This window comes from Candidatus Devosia phytovorans (assembly GCA_029202405.1).
Lineage (GTDB): Bacteria > Pseudomonadota > Alphaproteobacteria > Rhizobiales > Devosiaceae > Devosia > Devosia phytovorans.
Genome location: CP119312.1, coordinates 1,414,187 through 1,433,594, shown reverse-complemented (window position 1 = coordinate 1,433,594; position 19,408 = coordinate 1,414,187). Strand labels below are relative to the sequence as shown.

The window sequence follows — 19,408 nt, the reverse complement described above, 5'->3', positions numbered from 1 at the left end:
CTGATTCGACGGCGCCTTTGAGGTTTTGCATTGGCTAAAGCATCGGAACAGTTCCGGCAATCGGACGTCACGACCTGGGGCATCGTTGCCCTGGTCATGGGCGGCGTGGCTGTCATGGGTGCCAATGTCTCGGCCATCATGCCCCAGGGCCTGCTCTCCGGTCTGCACAAAACGCGCGTCGAGGGCGCTTCAGTGGAACAGCTGCGCGTCCAGGTCGGTGAATTGCGTGAGGCCACCCAGACCCTGCGCCGCGAAAATACCGTCCTCACCGAACGCTTCAATCTCGGGGAACAGCAGAGTGGCGAGGTGGTCCGCCGCGTCGGGGCGCTTGAAGTCAGCCTGCCCCAGATCATGGAAAGCTATGTGATGGCCAGCGGCCCGCGCATCGATCCCTCGAGCACCGCCGCCATCACGGCCGATCCGGCCACCGTGTTTGAAGCTGACGGCGGCTCGGTTCTGGTGCGCCAGCAGCCGCTGCTGCCGATGCAGGCACCGGCAAGCAGCCAGCCCCTGCCCGCCCCCATCGGCGATACGGCTGTGACCACACTGGCCAGTCCCAGCGGCTATGGCATTGCCGTCGGCCCGGCAGTGGCCGCCGAACAGGCACCAAATGCCTGGCGGGACTATTCCATGAAGCTCGGACCGCTGCTGTTCGGCCTCGCCCCGCGGCTGGCCGAAGAATCGAGCGGCGACGACATGCGCATTATCGCCGGACCGATCACCCAGCTGGCCGAAGCCACTGCGCTTTGCGAGCGCCTGGAGCGTATTTCGGTGGCCTGCATGCCCGTGCCCTACACCGGAACCCCACTGGACTATTGAGATCGGTGCAATTGCGGTTGACAGGCGGGGCTGCGTGGCTATGTTCCGCCGCGACGCCAAAAGCGTCCACCTTTGGTGCGTGCCGGTAGCTCAGTGGTAGAGCATTCGACTTTTAATCGAATGGTCGAGGGTTCGACCCCCTCCCGGCATACCAAGCTTTCAACGACTTAGTGGTTTTTGCTCGCACCGAACCGGTATGGGGTGACGCCTGGGGTAGTGGTCCCCATGTGCGGGGGAGGTTCACACAAAAGCGGGCATCGCGGCATCCTTCGCCGTTGATCACTTCAGACTGGACATTTATAAGTCGCTTACTCGACAGGACCCGGTGGAAACCCGGGTGGCTATTCCGGCCGCCAATCCGCCGGACCGCGCAAATGCTGTACGCGATCATGTGACCTTAAGATCAGGCACGGCGTGCATTGCGAGATCTCCCACATGCAACTTTCCTCCCTCCGCCGCGACTGGGCCAGCAATCCCACACGCGAACTTCTCGCCGGCGCTGTCGCCACCTTCGCACTGATCCCCGAAGTCATAGCCTTCTCCTTCGTGGCCGGCGTTGACCCGCAGGTCGGGCTCTTTGCTTCGTTCATCATCGGCATCACCATCGCTTTTGCCGGCGGACGACCGGCCATGATTTCGGCTGCCGCCGGATCAGTCGCGCTGGTCGCAGCGCCCCTCGTCCATAGCCATGGGCTGCCCTATCTGCTGGCGGCCGGCCTACTGGCCGGATTGATCCAGATCGTTTTTGGTCTGTTGCGCCTCGGAGTGCTGATGCGCTTCGTTTCCAAATCAGTGCGCACAGGCTTCGTGAATGCGCTTGCGATCCTGATCTTCTGGGCCCAGGTGCCCCATATTCTTGGTGGCTCCTGGATGACTTATGCCGTGCTCGCAGCCGGGCTTGCCATTATCTACCTCGTCCCGCGCATAACAACGGCCGTTCCCTCGCCGCTGATCTGCATCCTTGTGCTGACATTGGCCTGCAGCGCACTGCAATTGCCGGTCGAGACGGTGGCCGATCTCGGCCACCTGCCGGATGGTCTGCCCTGGTTCAGCTGGCCCGCAGTGCCTCTTACCATCGATACGCTGCTGGTCATCGGGGGACCGGCCCTTGCCATTGCTATGGTCGGCTTGCTCGAATCCATGATGACGGCCAGTGTCGTCGACGACCTGACCGACACGACCAGCTCGAAAAACCGCGAAAGCGCCGGCCTCGGCCTGGCCAATATCGCCTCGAGCCTTTTTGGTGGCATCGCCGGTTGTGGCATGATCGGCCAGACCGTGAGCAATGTGAAATATGGTGGTCGTGGACGCCTGTCGACATTGTTCGCAGGCGTCTTCCTGTTGATCCTGATGGTGGCACTGAAGCCCTGGGTGTCACAGGTCCCGGTGGCCGCGCTGGTCGCAATCATGGTCATGGTCTCCATCGACACCTTTGACTGGTCATCGCTGCGCAGCGTGGTGATCCACCCCAAAATGAGCAGTGCCGTCATGGTGGTGACGGTGCTGGTCACCGTGTTCACGTCCAACCTGGCGCTTGGCGTTGCCGTCGGCGTGCTGCTGAGCGGCGTCTTCTTTGCTTCCAAGGTCTCTCGTTTGATGAAGGTGGACTTGCATCGGGATGAGGCTGGGCGCCTAATGGCCTATCGCGTCACCGGCCAGGTGTTTTTTGCTTCGGCAGACGCCTTCGTCGATGCTTTCGACATTGCCGCAGCCGAGACATTGTCGGTCGAAATCGACGTGTCCCGCGCGCACTTCTGGGACATCACGGCAGTCGGCGCGCTGGAAAAGGTGGTTCAGCGCTATCGCGCTCACGACATCGGTGTGGTGGTGACAGGCCTGAACGCAGCAAGCTCCACGCTGATTGATCAGCTGGAAGCGACAGAACGCGTTGCCTAGTGAGGCATAGTTTGTGGCATGCTGGTCTATCGGCTCCCGACGGCAGCTGAGTGCACCGAGACGCAGGAAAGGTAGGGGCTTCTAGAGACCGCCGGGCGCCCATTCCGGCAGTTCGGCGCGCCCTCATTCCTACAAGCAAACTTGCAGGTCGTGCCCGAAGCCGGATTGCGCTATTCCCACAAGATCCTGACCGACATTGTCGCCGCTGCAGTGCGGTTCTCGATACCCAGCTTTTCGAAAATGGTCTCGAGATGCTTGTTGACGGTGCGCGGTGACAGATCGAGAATTTCGGCGATCTCCTTGTTGGCCTTGCCATGGGTGATCCACATCAACACTTCCGCTTCTCGCAGGCTGAGGCCGAAGGCGCGGGCCAGACGCTCCTCCTGACTGCCGGCATTGCGATCGATCAGGCGCAGCAGCGTCTCGCCATCCTGCGGATTTGCCATCAGGCGAAATTCGATCAGCTTGCCAAAGCGTTCGTGCAGAAAACCACCCTGGTCGGCCGTCGGCACCCCACCCTGTTCGCCGATCCAGGTCCTTATCTCCCAGGGGAAGGGTGCGCCCTCATCCGACCGGATGCCGGCACGCGTCAGCAATTCCTGCGCCTGTGGCGTCGACCACAGGACAGCGCCGTTCCGCGCCACGGCGACGATGCGCCTCCCGGTCGAATCGAGGGCATCCCGCGCCGATCGGGACTTGCGCGCATTGGCCAGGTGCACCCGCATGCGAGCCAGCAACTCCGTCAGCACCAGGGGCTTGGCAACGAAATCCACGCCGCCGGCGGCCAGGGCCCGCACGACATGCTCGCTGTCATTGCGGCCGGTCATGAAGATGACGGGCAGGTCGGAGAAACCCATTTCCGACTTGAGGATGCGGCAGGCTTCGAAGCCATCCATGCCCGGCATCATGGCGTCCATAAGCACCATGTCGGGCCGCAGCTCGGCCACCAGGGACAGGGCTTTTTCCCCGCCGCTGGCTGCAATCGGGGTCATGCCTTCAAAGCCGAGCGCATCGCTCAGCATGGCGAGCGTGTCAGCGGCGTCGTCAACGATAAGCACGGTGGGCTGGGTGGTGTGGTCGTTCATTGGTCAGCGAATTCCTCCTCCTTCAGGCCAGGCTGGGGCTCGTCATCCTCGATCCATTGCAGATCGAGCGCCGTTCCGATCTGTGCAAGCAGATCGTCGATATTGAAGGGCTTGATGAGGTAGCCGTCATAGAGCGCCCGGTATTCGGGCAGCATGCGCTCATCTCCGGCATCGGCGGAGATCATGATGATGGGAAGCTTTTCATCGCCCGACGTCCGGACCCTGCGCGCGACATCCCAGCCGTTTACGCGCGGCATGGCGACGTCGAGCAGCAGCAGGTCGGGCCGCTCTACCCTGAGCGTGCGCAGGCAGGCGCGACCGTCGGGAACGGCCACCACATCAAATCCGATCGTGCCCAAAAGATCGGACAGGAGCTGGCGCTGCGCCGCATCGTCATCGGCAACCAGAATGGTCATGCGCGGCCCGAAATAGCCCGAGATGCGCGCGCTTGTCGGGTGCTTGGGCAGGTCCGGCCGCCAGGTGGACGACAGCATCATCCGCAGGACGAAGCGGGTACCCTTCCCCGGCGTGCTCGTCACCGTCAGCTCACCGCCCATGATATCGCTCAACAGCTTGGTAATCGTCAGGCCGAGGCCCGTTCCGGGAATGGGATCGACGCCCGGCGCCTGGACACCACGATGGAAGGGCAGGAAAATGCGTTCGATATCCTCGGCAGCAATGCCGATCCCGGTATCCTCGATTTCAAAAATGGCGATCTGGCTCTTGTACCGGACGCGAAACAGCACCTGACCGCGTTCGGTAAACTTGATGGCGTTGGAGATCAGGTTGATCAGAATCTGCCGCAGGCGTTTTTCGTCGGTATAGACATATTCCGGCAAGCGGCTGGTGGCCTCGAAGACAAAGCCAATGCCCTTCTCCTCGGCCTGGAGCGAGAACATCTCGACCAGCTGGTTGAGATTGGCGGTCAGCGCCGTCTTGTCGCGATAGAGGTGGAGGCGCCCAGCCTCGATCTTGGAGATATCGAGCAGGCCCTCGATGAGTCCGGACAGATGCTCACCCGACCGCATGATGGTCCTTGCTGCCGTGGCAACCAGTGGATTGGCCTCGCGCTGCCGCCCCAGCAATTGCGCATAGCCCAGAATGGAATTGAGCGGCGTGCGCAATTCATGGCTTAGCCCGGTGACATATTTGCTCTTGGCCAGGTTGGCGCTTTCGGCGGCTTCCTTGGCCTCCTGCAGCTTGCGGTCGGTTTCCTTGTGGGCCTCGATCTCGTCCATCAGCAGTGTCGTGTGCCGGCGCGCCTCGTCTTCGGCAAAAAGCCGGCTCTCGCGGTTGAGGACAAACAGCCAGACCACGATGCCGGCGATGATGAAGAACACGATGAACAGCTTGCCCAGCGCCTCGCTCATCGCCGTGCGCGAGATCGTGCCGCCCAAGGTCGATTGGTGCAGCACGACCAGCAGCACGATGGCCATGATGCCGGCAACCAGCAGAAGCATGCCGAAATAGCGGGCAAGCCGCGTATCGAGGGCGCGGGCGATGCTCGCCGGAAAAACCGCCACGGATATGGCCCGCAGCTGATCGGTAACTCGCGCATTGCTCTTGCAAAGATCGCCGCAGCGGGCATCGAGCGAACAGCAGAGCGAGCAGATCGTTCCCCCATAGGCCGGACACGGCGCCATGTCCTCGCGCTCGAAATGATGCTCGCAGATACAGCACTGGATCGTCTCGCCGACGGCGGGGTCCAGCACCGATGTCCTGGCGAGATAGTAGCGACCGCGCGTGGCCCAGGCGATCACCGGCACGAAGATGAAGGCGCTGACCAGGGCCACATAGGGATAGAGCGCCGCTAGGATGGACCCGAACAGGCCGAAATAGGCGCAGAGCGACAGCAAAGAGGCAATCACCATGGCCCCAAAGCCCACGGGATTGATGTCGTAGAGATAGGCGCGCTTGAACTCGATCCGCTTGGGCGCAAGACCCAGCGGCTTGCAGATGACCAGGTCGGCGACGATCGCCGAGAGCCATGCCAGCGCAAGGATGGAATAGAGACCCAGGATCTGCTCGAGGGATTTATAGATCCCGAGCTCCATCAGGATCAGCCCGATTAACACGTTGAACACCACCCAGACCACGCGGCCCGGATGGCTGTGGGTCAGGCGGGAGAAGAAGTTCGACCAGGCAATCGAGCCGGCATAGGTATTGGTGACGTTGATCTTGGTCTGGCAGATGATGACGAAAATGCCGGTAATGGCCAGCGCCAGTTCCGGCTGACTGAGGATCTGCCCGAAGACGACCAGATACATCTGCGTCGGCTCCGCCGCCTCGGAAAAGTCGACGCCATGCTGAAAGGCATAAAACGCCAGAAACGAGCCGGCCATGATCTTGAGGCCGCCGACGACGATCCAGCCGGGCCCGGCCCCGATCAGCGCCATCCACCATCCGACGCGGTTGCGATGCGTCGCGCGTGGCAGGAAGCGCAGATAGTCCACCTGCTCTCCGATCTGGGCGACAACCGAAAACAGCACGGCGGAGGCGGCGCCGAACAGCGGCAGGCTGAAACTGCCATCGCCATGGCCCATCAGCCCGGTATAGCCCGTCCAGGCCCGCACCGAAGGAAAGCTCTGCAAGCCGACATAGACGAAGGGCAGAATCTGCAGCACCAGCCAGAATGGCTGGGTCCACGCCTGGAAGCGGTTGATCAGGGTAATGCCATGCGTCACCAGCGGGATCACCGCCACGGCGCTGATCACATAGCCCAGCGCGATGGGTATGCCAAAGCACAGCTCCAGCGCCGTCGCCATGATCGCCGCTTCGATGGCAAAGAAGATGAAGGTGAAGCTGGCATAGATCAGCGAGGTGATGGTCGAGCCGAGATAGCCAAAGCCTGCGCCACGGGTCAGCAGGTCGATATCCACGCCATATTTGGCGGCATTATAGGAAATCGGTATGCCCAGCAGAAAGATCACGAGGCACGTGCACAGCACCGCCCATGCCGTGGTCGAAAAACCGTAGTTGAGGGTCAGCGCGCCGCCGATCGCCTCCAGTGCGAGAAAAGAGACCGCGCCGATGGCCGTATTGGCGATCCGCCCCACGGACCACCGGCGCACCTTGTTCGCGGTGAAGCGAAGCGCAAAATCTTCGAAGGTCTGGTTGGCCACCCATTTGTTGTAGGTGCGCCTGATGCGGGTAACCTTGGCCCCCGCAGTCATGCCAACGTCCGCTCCGCTCGTCCAAGCCAAGCCATATAGCGCCCCACGCTGCCCCCCGGCAGCTTTTGCCCTCCCCGGACAATGTCTTACGACACATGGACTTCTGCCGGTCCCTTCTGCGTCAATAATAGGATCGTAACCGGAAAATACCCGGGCCGGAATACGTCAAATGCCCCGTTGCTGAGCAAGCCTCGCAAATGCCCAAGATCGCGTCAGTTGAAGCCATTCAACGCCAACCCAGGACAGGGCGATCAGATGACAGACGACATTTCCCGCGGCAGTCCCTTCAAGATGAACCGGCGCAAGCTCCTCATGGGCATTGCGGCACTCCCGGTCGTGGGCCTCATGGCCAACCGCGCCTTCGCGCAGGATTTCCCCACCGCAGCCGTCAACACGACCGGCCTCGCGGTCACCGATACCGAAGTCACTGTCGGCATCCTGCATTCGGTCACCGGCACCATGGCCATTTCCGAAACCGGATCGGTACAGGCCGAAATCCTCGCCATCGAGCAGATCAATGCCATGGGCGGCGTGCTCGGCCGGCAGATCAAATACATTCAGGAAGACGGCGCCTCCGATTGGCCGACCTTCGCCGAAAAGGCCAAGAAGCTCCTCGTCCAGGACAAGGTCGCCTCGGTCATGGGCTGCTGGACATCGGCCTCGCGCAAGGCCGTACTGCCGGTCTTCGAGCAGTATAACGGCATGCTCTACTATCCGACCTTCTATGAAGGCCTCGAGCAGAGCCCGAACGTCATCTATACCGGCCAGGAAGCCACCCAGCAGATCCTCGCCGGCATCGACTGGGTCGTCGACAACAAGGGCGCCAAGAGCTTCTACCTGCTGGGCTCGGACTATATCTGGCCGCGTACCTCCAACAAGATTGCCCGCAAGCATATCGAGATGAAGGGCCTCAAGGTCGTCGGCGAGGAATATTACCCGCTCGAACACACCCAGTTCAATTCGGTCATCAACAAGATCAAGCTGACCAAGCCCGACGTGATCTATGCCATCGTCGTGGGCGGCTCCAATGTGGCCTTCTACAAGCAGCTCAAGGCCGCCGGCATCGATCTCACCAAGGAGGCTCCGCTCCTCCTGACCATCTCGGTCACCGAGGACGAAATCCTGGGCATTGGCGGCGAGAACATCGTCGGCGCCTATGCCGCGATGAAGTATTTCCAGTCGCTCGAAAACGAGAACAACCTCGCCTTCGTCAAGGCCTTCAAGGAACGCTGGGGCGAAGGCATCGTCATCGGCGACGTCACCCAGGCTGCCTATCTCGGCCCGTGGCTCTGGAAGGCCGCCGTCGAAAAAGCCGGCAGCTTCGACATCGACAGGATCAAGGAAGCCTCGCCCGATATCGAACTGACCACCGCCCCGGAAGGCTATGTCAAGGTTCACGAGAACCATCACCTCTGGTCCAAGCTGCGCATCGGCCATGCCCGCCTCGATGGGCAATATGACGTGGTCTACGAGACCGCCGACCTGATGGAGCCCGATCCCTTCCCCGAAGGCTACCAGTAAGTCTCTGCTCGCAGGCGGTCCAGTCCGCCTGCCCGCCCCGGCGCACCTCCGCGCCGGGGCTCACCTCTCCCATTCTTCCTACCGATGGACCCGCGAGGCTGAGATGATCGGCGACTATACCTATGACCAGTTCTTCTCGATCCTGGCGATGCAGGGCTTCGCCGGGCTCATCCTGTTCTCAGTCTTTGTGTTGATGGCATTGGGCCTGGCGATCATCTTCGGCCAGATGGGCGTCATCAACATGGCCCATGGCGAGTTCATGATCCTGGGGGCCTACGTCACCTGGCTGGTGTCGAGCTTCGTGACAGCCTACCTGCCCGCTTTGTTCCCGGTCTATTTCTTCGTCGCCATGGCCCTGGCCTTCTGTGCCTCGTTCAGCCTGGGCATCCTCGTCGAATGGGCGATGATCAGACATCTCTACAGGCGCCCGCTCGATACACTGCTGGCCACCTGGGGCCTCAGCCTCATCCTGCAGCAGCTCTATCGCTCGGTCTTTGGCGCCCGTGAAGTCGGCGTCTCCCTGCCCGACTGGATGATGGGCTCGCTCCCGCTTACCGACATCATCGAAGTGCCGATCAACGGACTCTTCGTCATGGGCCTCACCCTGCTGATCGCCACGGCCGTGGCTCTGCTGATGTTCCGCTCGCGCTGGGGCATCAAGGTGCGCGCCGTGATGCAGAACCGCAGCATGGCCGGCGCCGTCGGCATCGACACCAAGCATGTCGACCGCATGACCTTCGGTCTCGGCTGCGGCATTGCCGGCATAGCCGGCTCCGCCTTCACCATGATCGGCTCGACCGGTCCCACCGCCGGCCAGCTCTATATCGTGGACACATTTCTTGTCGTCGTCTTCGGCGGCGCGGGCAGCCTTATCGGCACCATTGCCTCGGCCTTCGCCATCAGCCAGGCGCAGTCGACGATGGAATTTTTCCTGTCCGGCTCCATGGCCAAGGTCCTCACCCTGCTCACCGTGGTCGGCATTCTGATGTTGCGCCCGCAGGGCCTCTTCACCCTCAAGATGCGCCGCTGACAGGAGCTCCATCCATGCATGCCAACAAACTTCTGTCCCAGCGCGACATCCTGGCTTTTCTGGTCCTCGGAACGCTGATCCTCGTCATCTTCCCGCTGGCTCTCGACATCTTCCGCCTCAACCTCGTGGGCAAGTATCTCACCTACGCCTTCGTGGCGCTCGGCCTGGTGCTCTGCTGGGGCTATGGCGGCATCCTGAGCCTCGGTCAGGGCATCTTTTTCGGCCTCGGCGGCTATTGCATGGCGATGTTTCTAAAGCTCGAGGCCTCTTCGCCCGAGAACACCGCCATCCAGTCGACGCCGGGCATTCCCGACTTCATGGACTGGAACCAGGTGACCGAACTGCCCTGGTGGTGGGTGCCGTTCCAGTCCTTCCCGGTAACGCTGGTGGCCATCGTGCTCGTGCCCTCGGCCTTCGCCTATCTCATCGGCGTCGCCATGTTCAAGCGTCGGGTCGGCGGGGTCTATTTCGCCATCATCACCCAGGCGGTCGCGGCGATCCTGACCATCCTCATCATCGGCCAGCAGGGCTATACCGGCGGCATCAACGGCATCACCGATCTGCGCACACTGCTCGGCTGGGACATCCGCAGCGACAGCGCCAAATTCATCCTCTATTTCGTCAATGCCGGCCTGCTGCTCGGCTGCATCCTGCTCGCGCTCTTCGTCAAGCAGTCCAAGGCCGGGCGCCTGCTTCGCGCCATGCGCGACAAGGAGGATCGCGTCCGCTTCTCCGGCTATGACGTCGCCAATTTCAAGATCTTCGTCTTCTGCCTCGCCGCTGCCTTCTCGGCCATTGGCGGCGCCATGTTTGCCCTCCAGGTCGGGTTCATGTCGCCAAGCTTTGTCGGCATCGTGCCTTCGATCGAAATGGTCATCTTCTGCGCCGTCGGCGGCCGCCTATCCCTGTTCGGAGCCATCTACGGCGCGCTGGTAGTCAACTGGGCCAAGACCACCTTCTCCGAGAGCTTTCCCGAACTCTGGCTGTTCGCCATGGGCGGTCTTTTCATCCTCGTGGTCATGGCCTTCCCCAACGGTCTGGCCGGCATCTACGTGACCCATGTCGAACCGCACCTCACCCGCCTGTTCAAGCGCCGCAAGCTCGTTACGCCCATCACCAAGCCGGCCGAATAGGAGACGGATCATGACCATCGAAACCACAGGCCCCAAGGATTTCCTGCTCTCGGTCGAAAGCCTCACCGTCTCCTTTGACGGCTTCAAGGCGGTCAACGACCTGTCCTTCTATGTCGAGGAAAACGAGATCCGCGTCATCATCGGCCCCAATGGTGCCGGCAAGACCACGGTGCTCGATCTGATCTGCGGCCGCACCAAAGCGACCTCTGGCTCGATCCAGTTCCACGGCAAGGAACTGACCAGAATGAAGGAGCACCAGATCGTCAATGCCGGTGTGGGCCGCAAATTCCAGAACCCCTCGATCTACGAGGACCTGACGGTCTTCGAAAACCTCGAACTGTCCTTTCCTCGCGGCAAGACGGTGTGGGGCGCCCTCGCCTTCCGCCGCGATGCCGAGGTCATCAACCGCGTCGAGCAGATCGCCGAGCTCGTCTTCCTCAAGGACCATCTGCGCACCGAAGCGGCCATCTTGAGCCACGGCCAGAAGCAATGGCTCGAGATCGGCATGCTGCTGATCCAGAACCCCGAACTGCTCATGCTCGACGAGCCGGTGGCCGGCATGAGCGTGGCCGAGCGCATCAAGACCGCCGAACTGCTCAACACCATCATCAAGCATCACTCGGTGATCGTTATCGAGCACGACATGAAATTCGTCGAGGACATCGCCCACCGCGTCACCGTGCTGCACCAGGGCAAGGTTCTGTCGGAAGGCTCGATGGAGTTCGTGCAGGCCGACCCCAGGGTCATCGAAGTCTATCTGGGACACTGATCATGCTCACCATCGACAACCTGCACGTTTCCTATGGCCAGAGCGAAGTGATCCACGGCGTCACGCTCGATGTGGCGCCTAACGAGATCGTCGCCATCATGGGCCGCAATGGCATGGGCAAGACCACGCTGATGAAATCGCTGATGGGCGTGGTGCCCACAGCCAGCGGCACGATCAGCATCGGTAGCGCCGAAATCCAGGCCAGCGAAAGCTTCCAGCGCGTCAAGTCTGGCCTCGCCTATGTGCCGCAAGGCCGGCAGATCTTTTCGACCATGACGGTCCGGGAAAACATCGAGACCGGTCTGACCGTCACCGGCGAAACCCAGGTCCCTAGGGATCTCTACGAGATCTTCCCCGTGCTGCTCGAAATGAAGGGCCGGCGCGGCGGCAATCTGTCGGGCGGACAGCAACAGCAACTGGCCATCGCCCGGGCGCTGGCCAGCCGGCCCAAAGTGCTGCTGCTCGATGAACCCACCGAAGGCATTCAGCCCTCGATCATCAAGGAACTGGCCCGGACGCTCAGGCGCATCCGCGACGAGCGCGGCCTCTCCATCATCGTCTCCGAGCAGGTGCTCAGCTTTGCCCTCGATATCGCCGACCGCGTGCTGGTGATCGAGAACGGCGAATTCGTGCACGAGAGCCCGCGCGCCGACATCGACGCCGACAAGGTCGCGTCCTTCCTATCCGTCTAGTCCAGTCCTGCGAACACCAGAGGAGCCATAAATGACCGACACGCTGATCAAGGTCGATCTCAACGATTCCCCCTATACCAATGAAAAAATTCACAATCGCTGGCATCCGGACATCCCCATGGCCTGTTGGGTCGAGCCCGGCGACGACTTCAAGGTCGAGACCTATGACTGGACCGGCGGGCAGATCAAAAACGACGACAGCGCCGCCGACGTGCGCGATGTCGACCTCAACCAGGTGCACTTCCTGTCCGGCCCGATCGGGGTCAAGGGCGCCGAACCGGGCGATCTGCTGGTAGTGGACATTCTCGATATCGGCGCCTTCGAGAACTCGCTCTGGGGCTTCAACGGCTTCTTCTCGCTCAACAATGGCGGCGGCTTTCTCGACCAGCATTTCCCCAGCGCGCAAAAGTCGATCTGGGACTTCAAGGGCATGTTCACCCAGTCGCGCCATATCCCCGGCGTCAAATATGCCGGCCTGATCCATCCGGGTCTGATCGGCTGCCTGCCCGATCACAAGATGCTCGACATGTGGAACACGCGCGAGAAAAAGCTCAACGACACCGACCCCAATCGCGTGCCGTCTCTCGCCAAGCTGCCCGAAACCGCCGCCGCCCACATGGGCGCGCTCAAGGGCGATGCGCGCGATGCGGCTGCCGCCACCGGCGCCCGCACCGTGCCGCCGCGCGAACATGGCGGCAATTGCGACATCAAGGATCTGTCACGCGGCTCGAAGGTGTATTTCCCGGTCTATGTCGATGGTGCCGGGCTTTCCATGGGCGATTTGCACTTCTCGCAGGGCGATGGCGAGATCACCTTCTGCGGCGCTATCGAAATGGCCGGCTGGCTGCATATCAAGGTCACCCTCATCAAGGGCGGCATGGCCAAGTATGGCGTCAAGAACCCGATCTTTCGGCCCTCACCGATCGCGCCGAAATATGACGACTACCTGATCTTTGAGGGCATTTCGGTCGACGAGAGCGGCACCCAGCACTATCTCGACGTCACCACCGCCTATCGTCAGGCGTGCCTCAACGCCATCGAGTATCTCAAAAAGTTCGGCTATTCCGGCGCCCAAGCCTATTCCATCCTCGGCACCGCCCCGGTGCAGGGACATATCTCGGGCGTGGTCGACATCCCCAATGCCTGCGCCACACTCTGGTTGCCGACCGACATCTTCGAGTTCGACCTCATGCCAGGCAATGAGGGGCCGAAGAAATATCTCGACGGCTCGATCAACATGCCGATCGCCCACGATCTCTGAGGGTAAGCACATGGCCTATTACGACTATCAATGCGAAAGCTGCGGGCCCTTCACGGCCATCCGGCCGATGTCGCAATCGGCCGACAAGCACGATTGTCCGGACTGCGGCCAGCCATCAGCCCGGGCCTTCTTCTCCATGCCCTATGCCAACGGCATGGACGCCGCACGGCGCACGGCTTTCGCCACCAATGAAAAAGCCAGCCATGAGCCCAGGCGTTCGCACGGTGCCGGGTGCTCGTGTTGCTCGGCGAGTAAATCCAAGCCGTCGAGCACGGTACACCTGCCAAATGGCAGCAAGACATTTGCGGGTAAACGACCGTGGATGATCAGCCACTAAGACAAGTCCTTGAAGCGAGTAGTCAGGGCCAGCTGCGAGAAGCCGGCCCTGACTGATACCAGTTCCCAACGTCGGGGCACTGCTGTCGATACATCGCGTCAGATCTTGGTTCGACAGGGGTCGGACCGGGATGCGTCAAACTCTGCGGTCTTGTTGCCGCGCCTATTCGGCACCCTGCAGATCTTCTAGCGGCGCACTGATCTCACACATGAGCCCCGTGGGGTGATAGGATACGATCACGCCGCCGGATCCGCTAAGGCCGGCACTGATTAGTTTTGAGCCGAAACCTTTCTCGGTTGGCGGCACGACTTCGGGTCCCTTGAGCTCTCGCCATGTGAGACGCAGCTGGTCCTTTCCATCGCTTGGCTCGACGCGCCAGCTGAAATCGACACTGCCGCCGCCGACGGACAAGGACCCATGCTTGAGCGCATTGGTCGCCAGCTCGTGGACCAGCAGCGCCAGACTAAGCGCCGCTTTTGATCCGATAAGCGTTTCGGGGCCGTTGACTTGAATCCGACCGGACACGCCAGCATTGTTCGCGGCCCCGGTCACCACATCCGCAATCGCCGCCGAGGACCAATCGGACTGCAACAGGATTTCATGGGCGGAACTCAGTGCCAGAAGCCGCTGTTGCAGAACCAGTGCCCTTGCCTGATCACTGGACCCACGCAGTGTGAACGAGGCAATCGCGGAAACCATCGCAAAGAGATTTTTGACGCGATGCCCCAGCTCGTTTGCGAGGATATCCTGAAGCTGCTCTTTTTCCCGCAGGGCGCTGACCGACGCTTCGAGTTGCTTTTCCCGGTCACGCAGGGCTTCGTCTGCCAGCGTCCGATCCATGAGATCGGCGGCCTGCCGGGACAGAATATCAAGTAGCCGCAGATCGCGCTCGGATGGCTGATGCGGATAGGACCAATGGTTGGAGATCATGCCCAGCAGCTGACCGCTGCGTGATCTGAGGGGTGTGGTCTGGGCAGATCGGATACGCGCCTGCCTGAAGGCCTGTAGGTCCGGTGTGTTTGCAATCTCGTCCCAGGTCTCAAAATCGCCGATGACGGCGCGATGGCCCGACCTCAGGGCGGCTGTGCAACTGCTATGGTTTGACGGGGAAACCCATTGCCAAACCGCCTTGTCGCGCGGGGTCAGTCCCCTGGAAACCAACAGGTGCAGGCCGACACCCGAACCATCAGAATGCGAGCGCAGAAGCTGGATCGTTCCGAATTGGGAACCCATGATCGCCATCGCAGCGTCGAGGATTTTGCCATAAAGCGCGTCGCTGTCCTGCTCGCCAATCAGCTCGTTGCTGATGGCATGGAGCAGTTCGATATCGGAATTGCCGTCCTTGACGCGGGAATATGGTGTCGGATCGGCGCCGTCTTGAACGAGCTTGAGGTTAGTCATGGTGCCACTTCCCGGATCGCCCTCTGCAACCGACATCGCAAAGGTAGCTCATCCCATTTCTTGCGCTGGATGCCAAACGCGACCCGGACGGTCTGCCAAGGGCGACCGGAATACCGAACAGTAGCCTACGGACGACGGCTTGTCGTTTCACATTATCATGTCATCGCTTCAAACATGGGCAGGACGAAGCGACGGCCTGCAATTCCGATCCGCGTGTGAGGAAAGAGATATGTTTATCGGGTTCGATAATCGTGCGTGGTAACAATGGCGCGCTGACCACTGTCACTGCGTTGCGCCGGCCAGCACCAAGGCCGGAACGGTGGGTAGATTGACCACCGAATGCACCATGACGGCTGGCCAGATAGAGCCGCTGCGGCGGAAGACCTCGCCCGCGATCAGCCCCGTCACCAGGGCCGCGGGAAAGACCGGATTGATGCCGTGGAACAGCGCGAAAATCACAGCGCCCCCGACCACGCCAACCAGGGCCCCATATTTGAGCAGCGCACTGGTCACCACACCACGGAACAGGAACTCCTCGCCCAGCGGCGTCAGTACAGCCAGCAGGAGTGTCGCTAGCACCAGCGACCATGCGCCTCCGCTGCCACCTTGGCCATAAACCGCCTGCATGTTGGAGTTGTCGCCCGTCAGCGCTACATAAAGCAGTATCGACAAGCTCTTGGCGATAAAGGCAAAGACTCCGGCACCTACCCCGATCAGCAGCCACTTCATCGTGGTTTGCCGAATCCCGAACGCACCCCACTCGCGCAGGCGCAAAAAGTAGGCAAAAAAGAATCCCGCCAGTCCACCGACGCCCGACAGCGCCGTCATGATCAGGCCGATGGCGACCGGATCCAACGGCAACTGCACGACGAAAAACGCCAGTCCAATCCCGAAAATGGCAATGCCGATCAGTCCGACGATAATTTCGGGCCAGCCGGGCCGTCTTTCGCTTTGCGTGGTCATGCTCACTCCTGCTGCTGTCAGACGCAAAGCCCCCAGCTCGTATTGCAGTTCCACAACTTGATGCGATAGTGCCGCATCGGGCAGTGCTGTGTCGCCCAAAGAGGAACACCGCGTGGATATAGAAGAACTCCAGACCTTCGTTGAAGTCGCCGATGCCGGTGGCATTACCGCCGCTGCACGGCGCCTTGGCGTGTCGAAATCCATTGTCAGCCGGCGGCTGGCCCGGCTTGAAACAGGGTTCGGCGTACAGCTTCTGGCGCGGACGACGCGCGGCGCGGCGCTCACCGAAGCCGGTGTCGCCTTTCGCGACCATGCCGCGAGAGCCGTGGCGGAAATAGAGGCCGCCCGTGAGGTCATCCTGCCCGATGGCGACCTGACTGGCCGGCTGCGCATCGCCGTTCCACTCTCGGTGGGACCCAGCGAGTTCTCACCCCTGCTGGCCGAACTGGCCAGGCGCCATCCCCAGCTGCACGTCCATGCTTCATATAGCGATCGCTTTGTCGACCTGATCGCCGAAGGCTTCGATTGCTCGATCCGCGTCGGCTACCTGCCCGACTCGAACCTGATCGCCCGACGGGTCGGACCGTTCTATGGAAAGCTGGTCGCCAGCCCCGGCTATGTCGCGACCCATGGCGCGCCCGAGACACCCGATGACATCATGTCGCACAATGCCCTAATGCAGGGTACTGAAAACTGGCAGTTCGCCGATGGCGATACTGTCGTGACCGTACAGCCGCAGGGGCGCTTCAAGGCGGACAATGGCACCGCTCTCGTCGCTGCGGCCCTGGCCGGCATCGGCATTGCCTGGCTGCCGGACTGTCTTGTCGACCAGCATATCGCCTCCGGAGAACTCGTGGAGATCATGACCCGCTATCCGCCACCGGTTGCGGGGATTTATGTGGTGCGACCGCCAAGCCAGTTTCCAACCCGCAAGGTCCGTGTGTTGACCGAGCTGCTCATCGAAACGCTGGGGTCGGAGTGAACGGCAAAGCGTTCCGCGTTCCGCAACACAGAACCGCACGGACCGGACCTAGTTAAGCTGCGCCTCGCATGGTCACTTACCCACTTGTCAATCAAGCGGGAGGATGGCGCGTGAGTTGGAACCCAAGTCTGGAGCCGGGCGATCCCGATGATGTCGGCGCCGATGCGATCGAGACGCTCATCATTCCCCGCAGCCGGGACCTGGGTGGCTTCGAGGTCCGGCGGGCCCTGCCTGCTCCGCAGCGACAGATGGTTGGCCCATTCATCTTCTTCGACCAAGCCGGGCCGGCAGAGCTGCTGACCGGACAGGGGATCGACGTCCGGCCGCATCCGCACACCGGGCTTGGCACGGTCACCTATCTGTTCCGCGGCGATTTCCATCATCGCGACAGTACTGGCGCCGACCAGGTCATCCGCCCCGGCGAGCTGAACTGGATGGTTGCCGGGCGCGGCGTATCCCATTCCGAACGGACGACGGCGACGGCAAGGAGCGGCCCCAATAGCCTCTTCGGCATCCAGACATGGTTGGCCCTGCCCGATAGCCACGAGGACGTGGAACCATCATTCGAGCATCACGGCAAACCGGCGCTGCCCGTGCTGGAGGACAAGGGTGTTTCGCTGCGGCTGATTCTGGGCAAGGCCTATGGGGCGGAAGCCCCCGCAACCATGTTTTCCGAAACCTTTTATGCCGACGTGCAGCTGGCGGGCGGCAGCCGCCTGCCGATGCCGGACAATCACGAGGACCGGGGCATCTATATCGTGGAGGGATCGATCTCGGTGGCGGGACAGGATTTCGAGGCGCCGCAGATGATGGTCTTCCGGCCCGGCGACAAGATCACCGTCGTCGCCGGTGAGCGCGGCGCCAGGGTGATGATCCTCGGCGGCGCGACGCTCAACAGCCCGCGCTACATCTGGTGGAATTTCGTCGCCTCGTCAGAGGAGCGCATCGAACAGGCCAAGGCGGAGTGGCGGGCCCAGAACTGGGGGCAAGGGCGCTTCGACCTGCCGGTCGATGATCGCAACGAGTTCATCCCCCTGCCCGACTGACCCGCCGACTTCCGCAGGCCCATACATAGCATAGGACGTTACATGACCAATTGGCCTCAACTCGACTATCTCGGCTGGCGCGACACCTGTTCGGCGCTGCATCTTTATCTGCAGATCGCCGGCAAATATCGTCTCGCTCATACGCCCTGGCTCAACCATTCCTGGCACGCGACCTTCTATGTCACCCCGATGGGGCTGGCCTCCTCGCCCATTCCTGATGGTCCGGGTATCGAAATCCTGTTCGACTTCAAGAACCATCTGGTGACAGGCACCTGCGGCAATGGCCACAAGACCTCGTTTGACCTCGAGCCGATGACGGTCGCGGCCTTCCACGCCAGGTTCGTGCAACTGATCACCGCGCTGGGCGGTACGCCGACCTTCAATGGCGAACCCAATGAAGTGCCCAATCCAGTGCCCTTCGTCGAGGACCATCGCGACCGCCCCTATGACCGGGCGGCCGTCGGGCGCTTCCATCAAGCCCTCGTGGCCATGGATCGCGTGTTCGGACGGTTCCGCACCGGCTTCCTCGGCAAGTCCAGCCCCGTACATCTGTTCTGGGGCAGTTTCGACCTGGCCGTTACGCGCTTTTCGGGTCGCCGCGCCCCGCTCCACCCTGGCGGCGTACCGGCCCTGCCGCTCGCAGTGGCGCAGGAAGCCTATGATCGAGAAGTCTCCTCGGTCGGCTTCTGGCCCGGTGGCGGCGGCATCGACTATCCAGCCTTTTATGCCTATGCCTATCCCACCCCGGACGGCTTCAAGACGGCACAGGTGCAGCCCGACGGCGCCTTCTGGCATGACACGATGGGTGAGTTCATCCTGCCCTTTGCCGCCGTGCAAACGGCAGCCGACCCGGACGCAGCCCTCATGGCTTTCCTCACTTCGACCTATGAGGCGGCAGCCGATCTCGGTCACTGGGACCGCGACCTGCTTGAGTGTGGCCCGGGCAATCCGCGCCAGGTTCGGCCTCACGATGCGGGTCAGCATGCTGCCGCACCTGCCGTTGCCGACAGCGTTGTCGAGCGGGAGGATGGGCCGAGCAAGGGTCGCTATCGTCTGGTGATCAACGGCTACGAGGCCGAAATGACCTATAGCCGAATGAGTGCTGAGCTCATCATCATCGACCATACGGGCGTGCCGGACGCGCTGCGCGGCCGCAAGGTCGGCGAACGCCTAGTGCGTCAGGCGGTCGAGGATGCCAGGCGCGACGGCGTTTCCATCCTGCCGCTCTGTCCCTTCGCCAAAGCGCAGATCAACCGGCACCCAGAATGGCAGGATGTGCTGCAGCGGTCGCCGGTTTGAG

General features: G+C 61.7%; 16 protein-coding genes, 1 tRNA gene and 1 other annotated feature. Of the genes, 13 read left to right on the top strand and 4 right to left on the bottom strand.

What is annotated here, in order from left to right; genetic code table 11:
• Window positions 1-30 precede the first annotated feature (30 nt).
• The 3 genes from P0Y65_07270 (at window position 31) to P0Y65_07260 (ending at window position 2,715) form a co-directional block, all read left to right on the top strand.
• The gene (locus P0Y65_07270) at window positions 31-819 is read left to right on the top strand and encodes a hypothetical protein (GenBank protein WEK06047.1); all 789 of its coding nucleotides are present in this window, start codon (window positions 31-33) and stop codon (window positions 817-819) included.
• A 79-nt stretch (window positions 820-898) separates the two neighbouring features.
• A tRNA-Lys gene (locus P0Y65_07265) sits at window positions 899-973 on the top strand.
• A gap of 161 nt (window positions 974-1,134) precedes the next feature.
• Window positions 1,135-1,190 (top strand) — a sequence feature (sul1 is cis-regulatory element that is thought to sense ions involved in sulfur or methionine metabolism; They are found in Alphaproteobacteria).
• A gap of 64 nt (window positions 1,191-1,254) precedes the next feature.
• The gene (locus tag P0Y65_07260; GenBank protein ID WEK06046.1) at window positions 1,255-2,715 is read left to right on the top strand and encodes a SulP family inorganic anion transporter; all 1,461 of its coding nucleotides are present in this window, start codon (window positions 1,255-1,257) and stop codon (window positions 2,713-2,715) included.
• A gap of 170 nt (window positions 2,716-2,885) precedes the next feature.
• On the opposite strand, the gene P0Y65_07255 is transcribed toward P0Y65_07260, so the two are convergent.
• Together P0Y65_07255 and P0Y65_07250 are read right to left on the bottom strand one after the other, a co-directional pair.
• Window positions 2,886-3,800 (bottom strand): DNA-binding response regulator, encoded by a 915-nt coding sequence (locus tag P0Y65_07255; protein ID WEK06045.1) that lies wholly within the window; start codon window positions 3,798-3,800, stop codon window positions 2,886-2,888.
• Window positions 3,797-6,973: an ATP-binding protein gene (locus tag P0Y65_07250; GenBank protein WEK06044.1), complete on the bottom strand. Its 3,177-nt coding sequence runs from the start codon at window positions 6,971-6,973 to the stop codon at window positions 3,797-3,799. Before P0Y65_07250 ends, P0Y65_07255 begins: the two co-directional genes overlap by 4 nt.
• Window positions 6,974-7,228: 255 nt before the next feature.
• Between P0Y65_07250 and urtA the strand changes: the two genes are divergently transcribed.
• The 7 genes from urtA to P0Y65_07215 all read left to right on the top strand — a co-directional run bounded on the left by urtA (window position 7,229) and on the right by P0Y65_07215 (window position 13,716).
• Complete coding sequence (urtA, locus tag P0Y65_07245; protein ID WEK06043.1) at window positions 7,229-8,494, top strand: urea ABC transporter substrate-binding protein; 1,266 nt, start codon at window positions 7,229-7,231, stop codon at window positions 8,492-8,494.
• A gap of 103 nt (window positions 8,495-8,597) precedes the next feature.
• Window positions 8,598-9,524 (top strand): urea ABC transporter permease subunit UrtB, encoded by a 927-nt coding sequence (gene urtB / locus P0Y65_07240; GenBank protein WEK06042.1) that lies wholly within the window; start codon window positions 8,598-8,600, stop codon window positions 9,522-9,524.
• A 14-nt stretch (window positions 9,525-9,538) separates the two neighbouring features.
• Window positions 9,539-10,657 carry an urea ABC transporter permease subunit UrtC gene (urtC, locus tag P0Y65_07235; GenBank protein ID WEK06041.1) on the top strand — a complete coding sequence of 373 codons (1,119 nt, stop codon included), beginning with the start codon at window positions 9,539-9,541 and terminating at the stop codon, window positions 10,655-10,657.
• A gap of 10 nt (window positions 10,658-10,667) precedes the next feature.
• The gene (gene urtD, locus P0Y65_07230) at window positions 10,668-11,426 is read left to right on the top strand and encodes an urea ABC transporter ATP-binding protein UrtD (protein WEK06040.1); all 759 of its coding nucleotides are present in this window, start codon (window positions 10,668-10,670) and stop codon (window positions 11,424-11,426) included.
• A 2-nt stretch (window positions 11,427-11,428) separates the two neighbouring features.
• Window positions 11,429-12,118: an urea ABC transporter ATP-binding subunit UrtE gene (gene urtE / locus P0Y65_07225; protein WEK06039.1), complete on the top strand. Its 690-nt coding sequence runs from the start codon at window positions 11,429-11,431 to the stop codon at window positions 12,116-12,118.
• A 31-nt stretch (window positions 12,119-12,149) separates the two neighbouring features.
• Entirely contained in the window at window positions 12,150-13,379 is a 1,230-nt protein-coding gene (locus P0Y65_07220; GenBank protein ID WEK06038.1) for an acetamidase/formamidase family protein, read from the top strand.
• 10 nt (window positions 13,380-13,389) lie between these two features.
• Window positions 13,390-13,716, top strand: coding sequence for a zinc ribbon domain-containing protein (locus tag P0Y65_07215; GenBank protein WEK06037.1), 327 nt, complete (start codon window positions 13,390-13,392; stop codon window positions 13,714-13,716).
• Window positions 13,717-13,878: 162 nt separating this feature from the next.
• On the opposite strand, the gene P0Y65_07210 is transcribed toward P0Y65_07215, so the two are convergent.
• The gene (locus tag P0Y65_07210) at window positions 13,879-15,117 is read right to left on the bottom strand and encodes an HWE histidine kinase domain-containing protein (GenBank protein ID WEK06036.1); all 1,239 of its coding nucleotides are present in this window, start codon (window positions 15,115-15,117) and stop codon (window positions 13,879-13,881) included.
• A gap of 282 nt (window positions 15,118-15,399) precedes the next feature.
• Complete coding sequence (locus tag P0Y65_07205; GenBank protein WEK06035.1) at window positions 15,400-16,080, bottom strand: type II CAAX endopeptidase family protein; 681 nt, start codon at window positions 16,078-16,080, stop codon at window positions 15,400-15,402.
• A gap of 112 nt (window positions 16,081-16,192) precedes the next feature.
• Between P0Y65_07205 and P0Y65_07200 the strand changes: the two genes are divergently transcribed.
• The 3 genes from P0Y65_07200 to P0Y65_07190 all read left to right on the top strand — a co-directional run bounded on the left by P0Y65_07200 (window position 16,193) and on the right by P0Y65_07190 (window position 19,407).
• Complete coding sequence (locus P0Y65_07200; protein ID WEK06034.1) at window positions 16,193-17,062, top strand: LysR family transcriptional regulator; 870 nt, start codon at window positions 16,193-16,195, stop codon at window positions 17,060-17,062.
• 110 nt (window positions 17,063-17,172) lie between these two features.
• Window positions 17,173-18,108, top strand: coding sequence for a pirin family protein (locus tag P0Y65_07195; GenBank protein ID WEK06033.1), 936 nt, complete (start codon window positions 17,173-17,175; stop codon window positions 18,106-18,108).
• A 42-nt stretch (window positions 18,109-18,150) separates the two neighbouring features.
• Window positions 18,151-19,407 (top strand): DUF5996 family protein, encoded by a 1,257-nt coding sequence (locus tag P0Y65_07190; GenBank protein WEK06032.1) that lies wholly within the window; start codon window positions 18,151-18,153, stop codon window positions 19,405-19,407.
• Window position 19,408 lies beyond the last annotated feature (1 nt).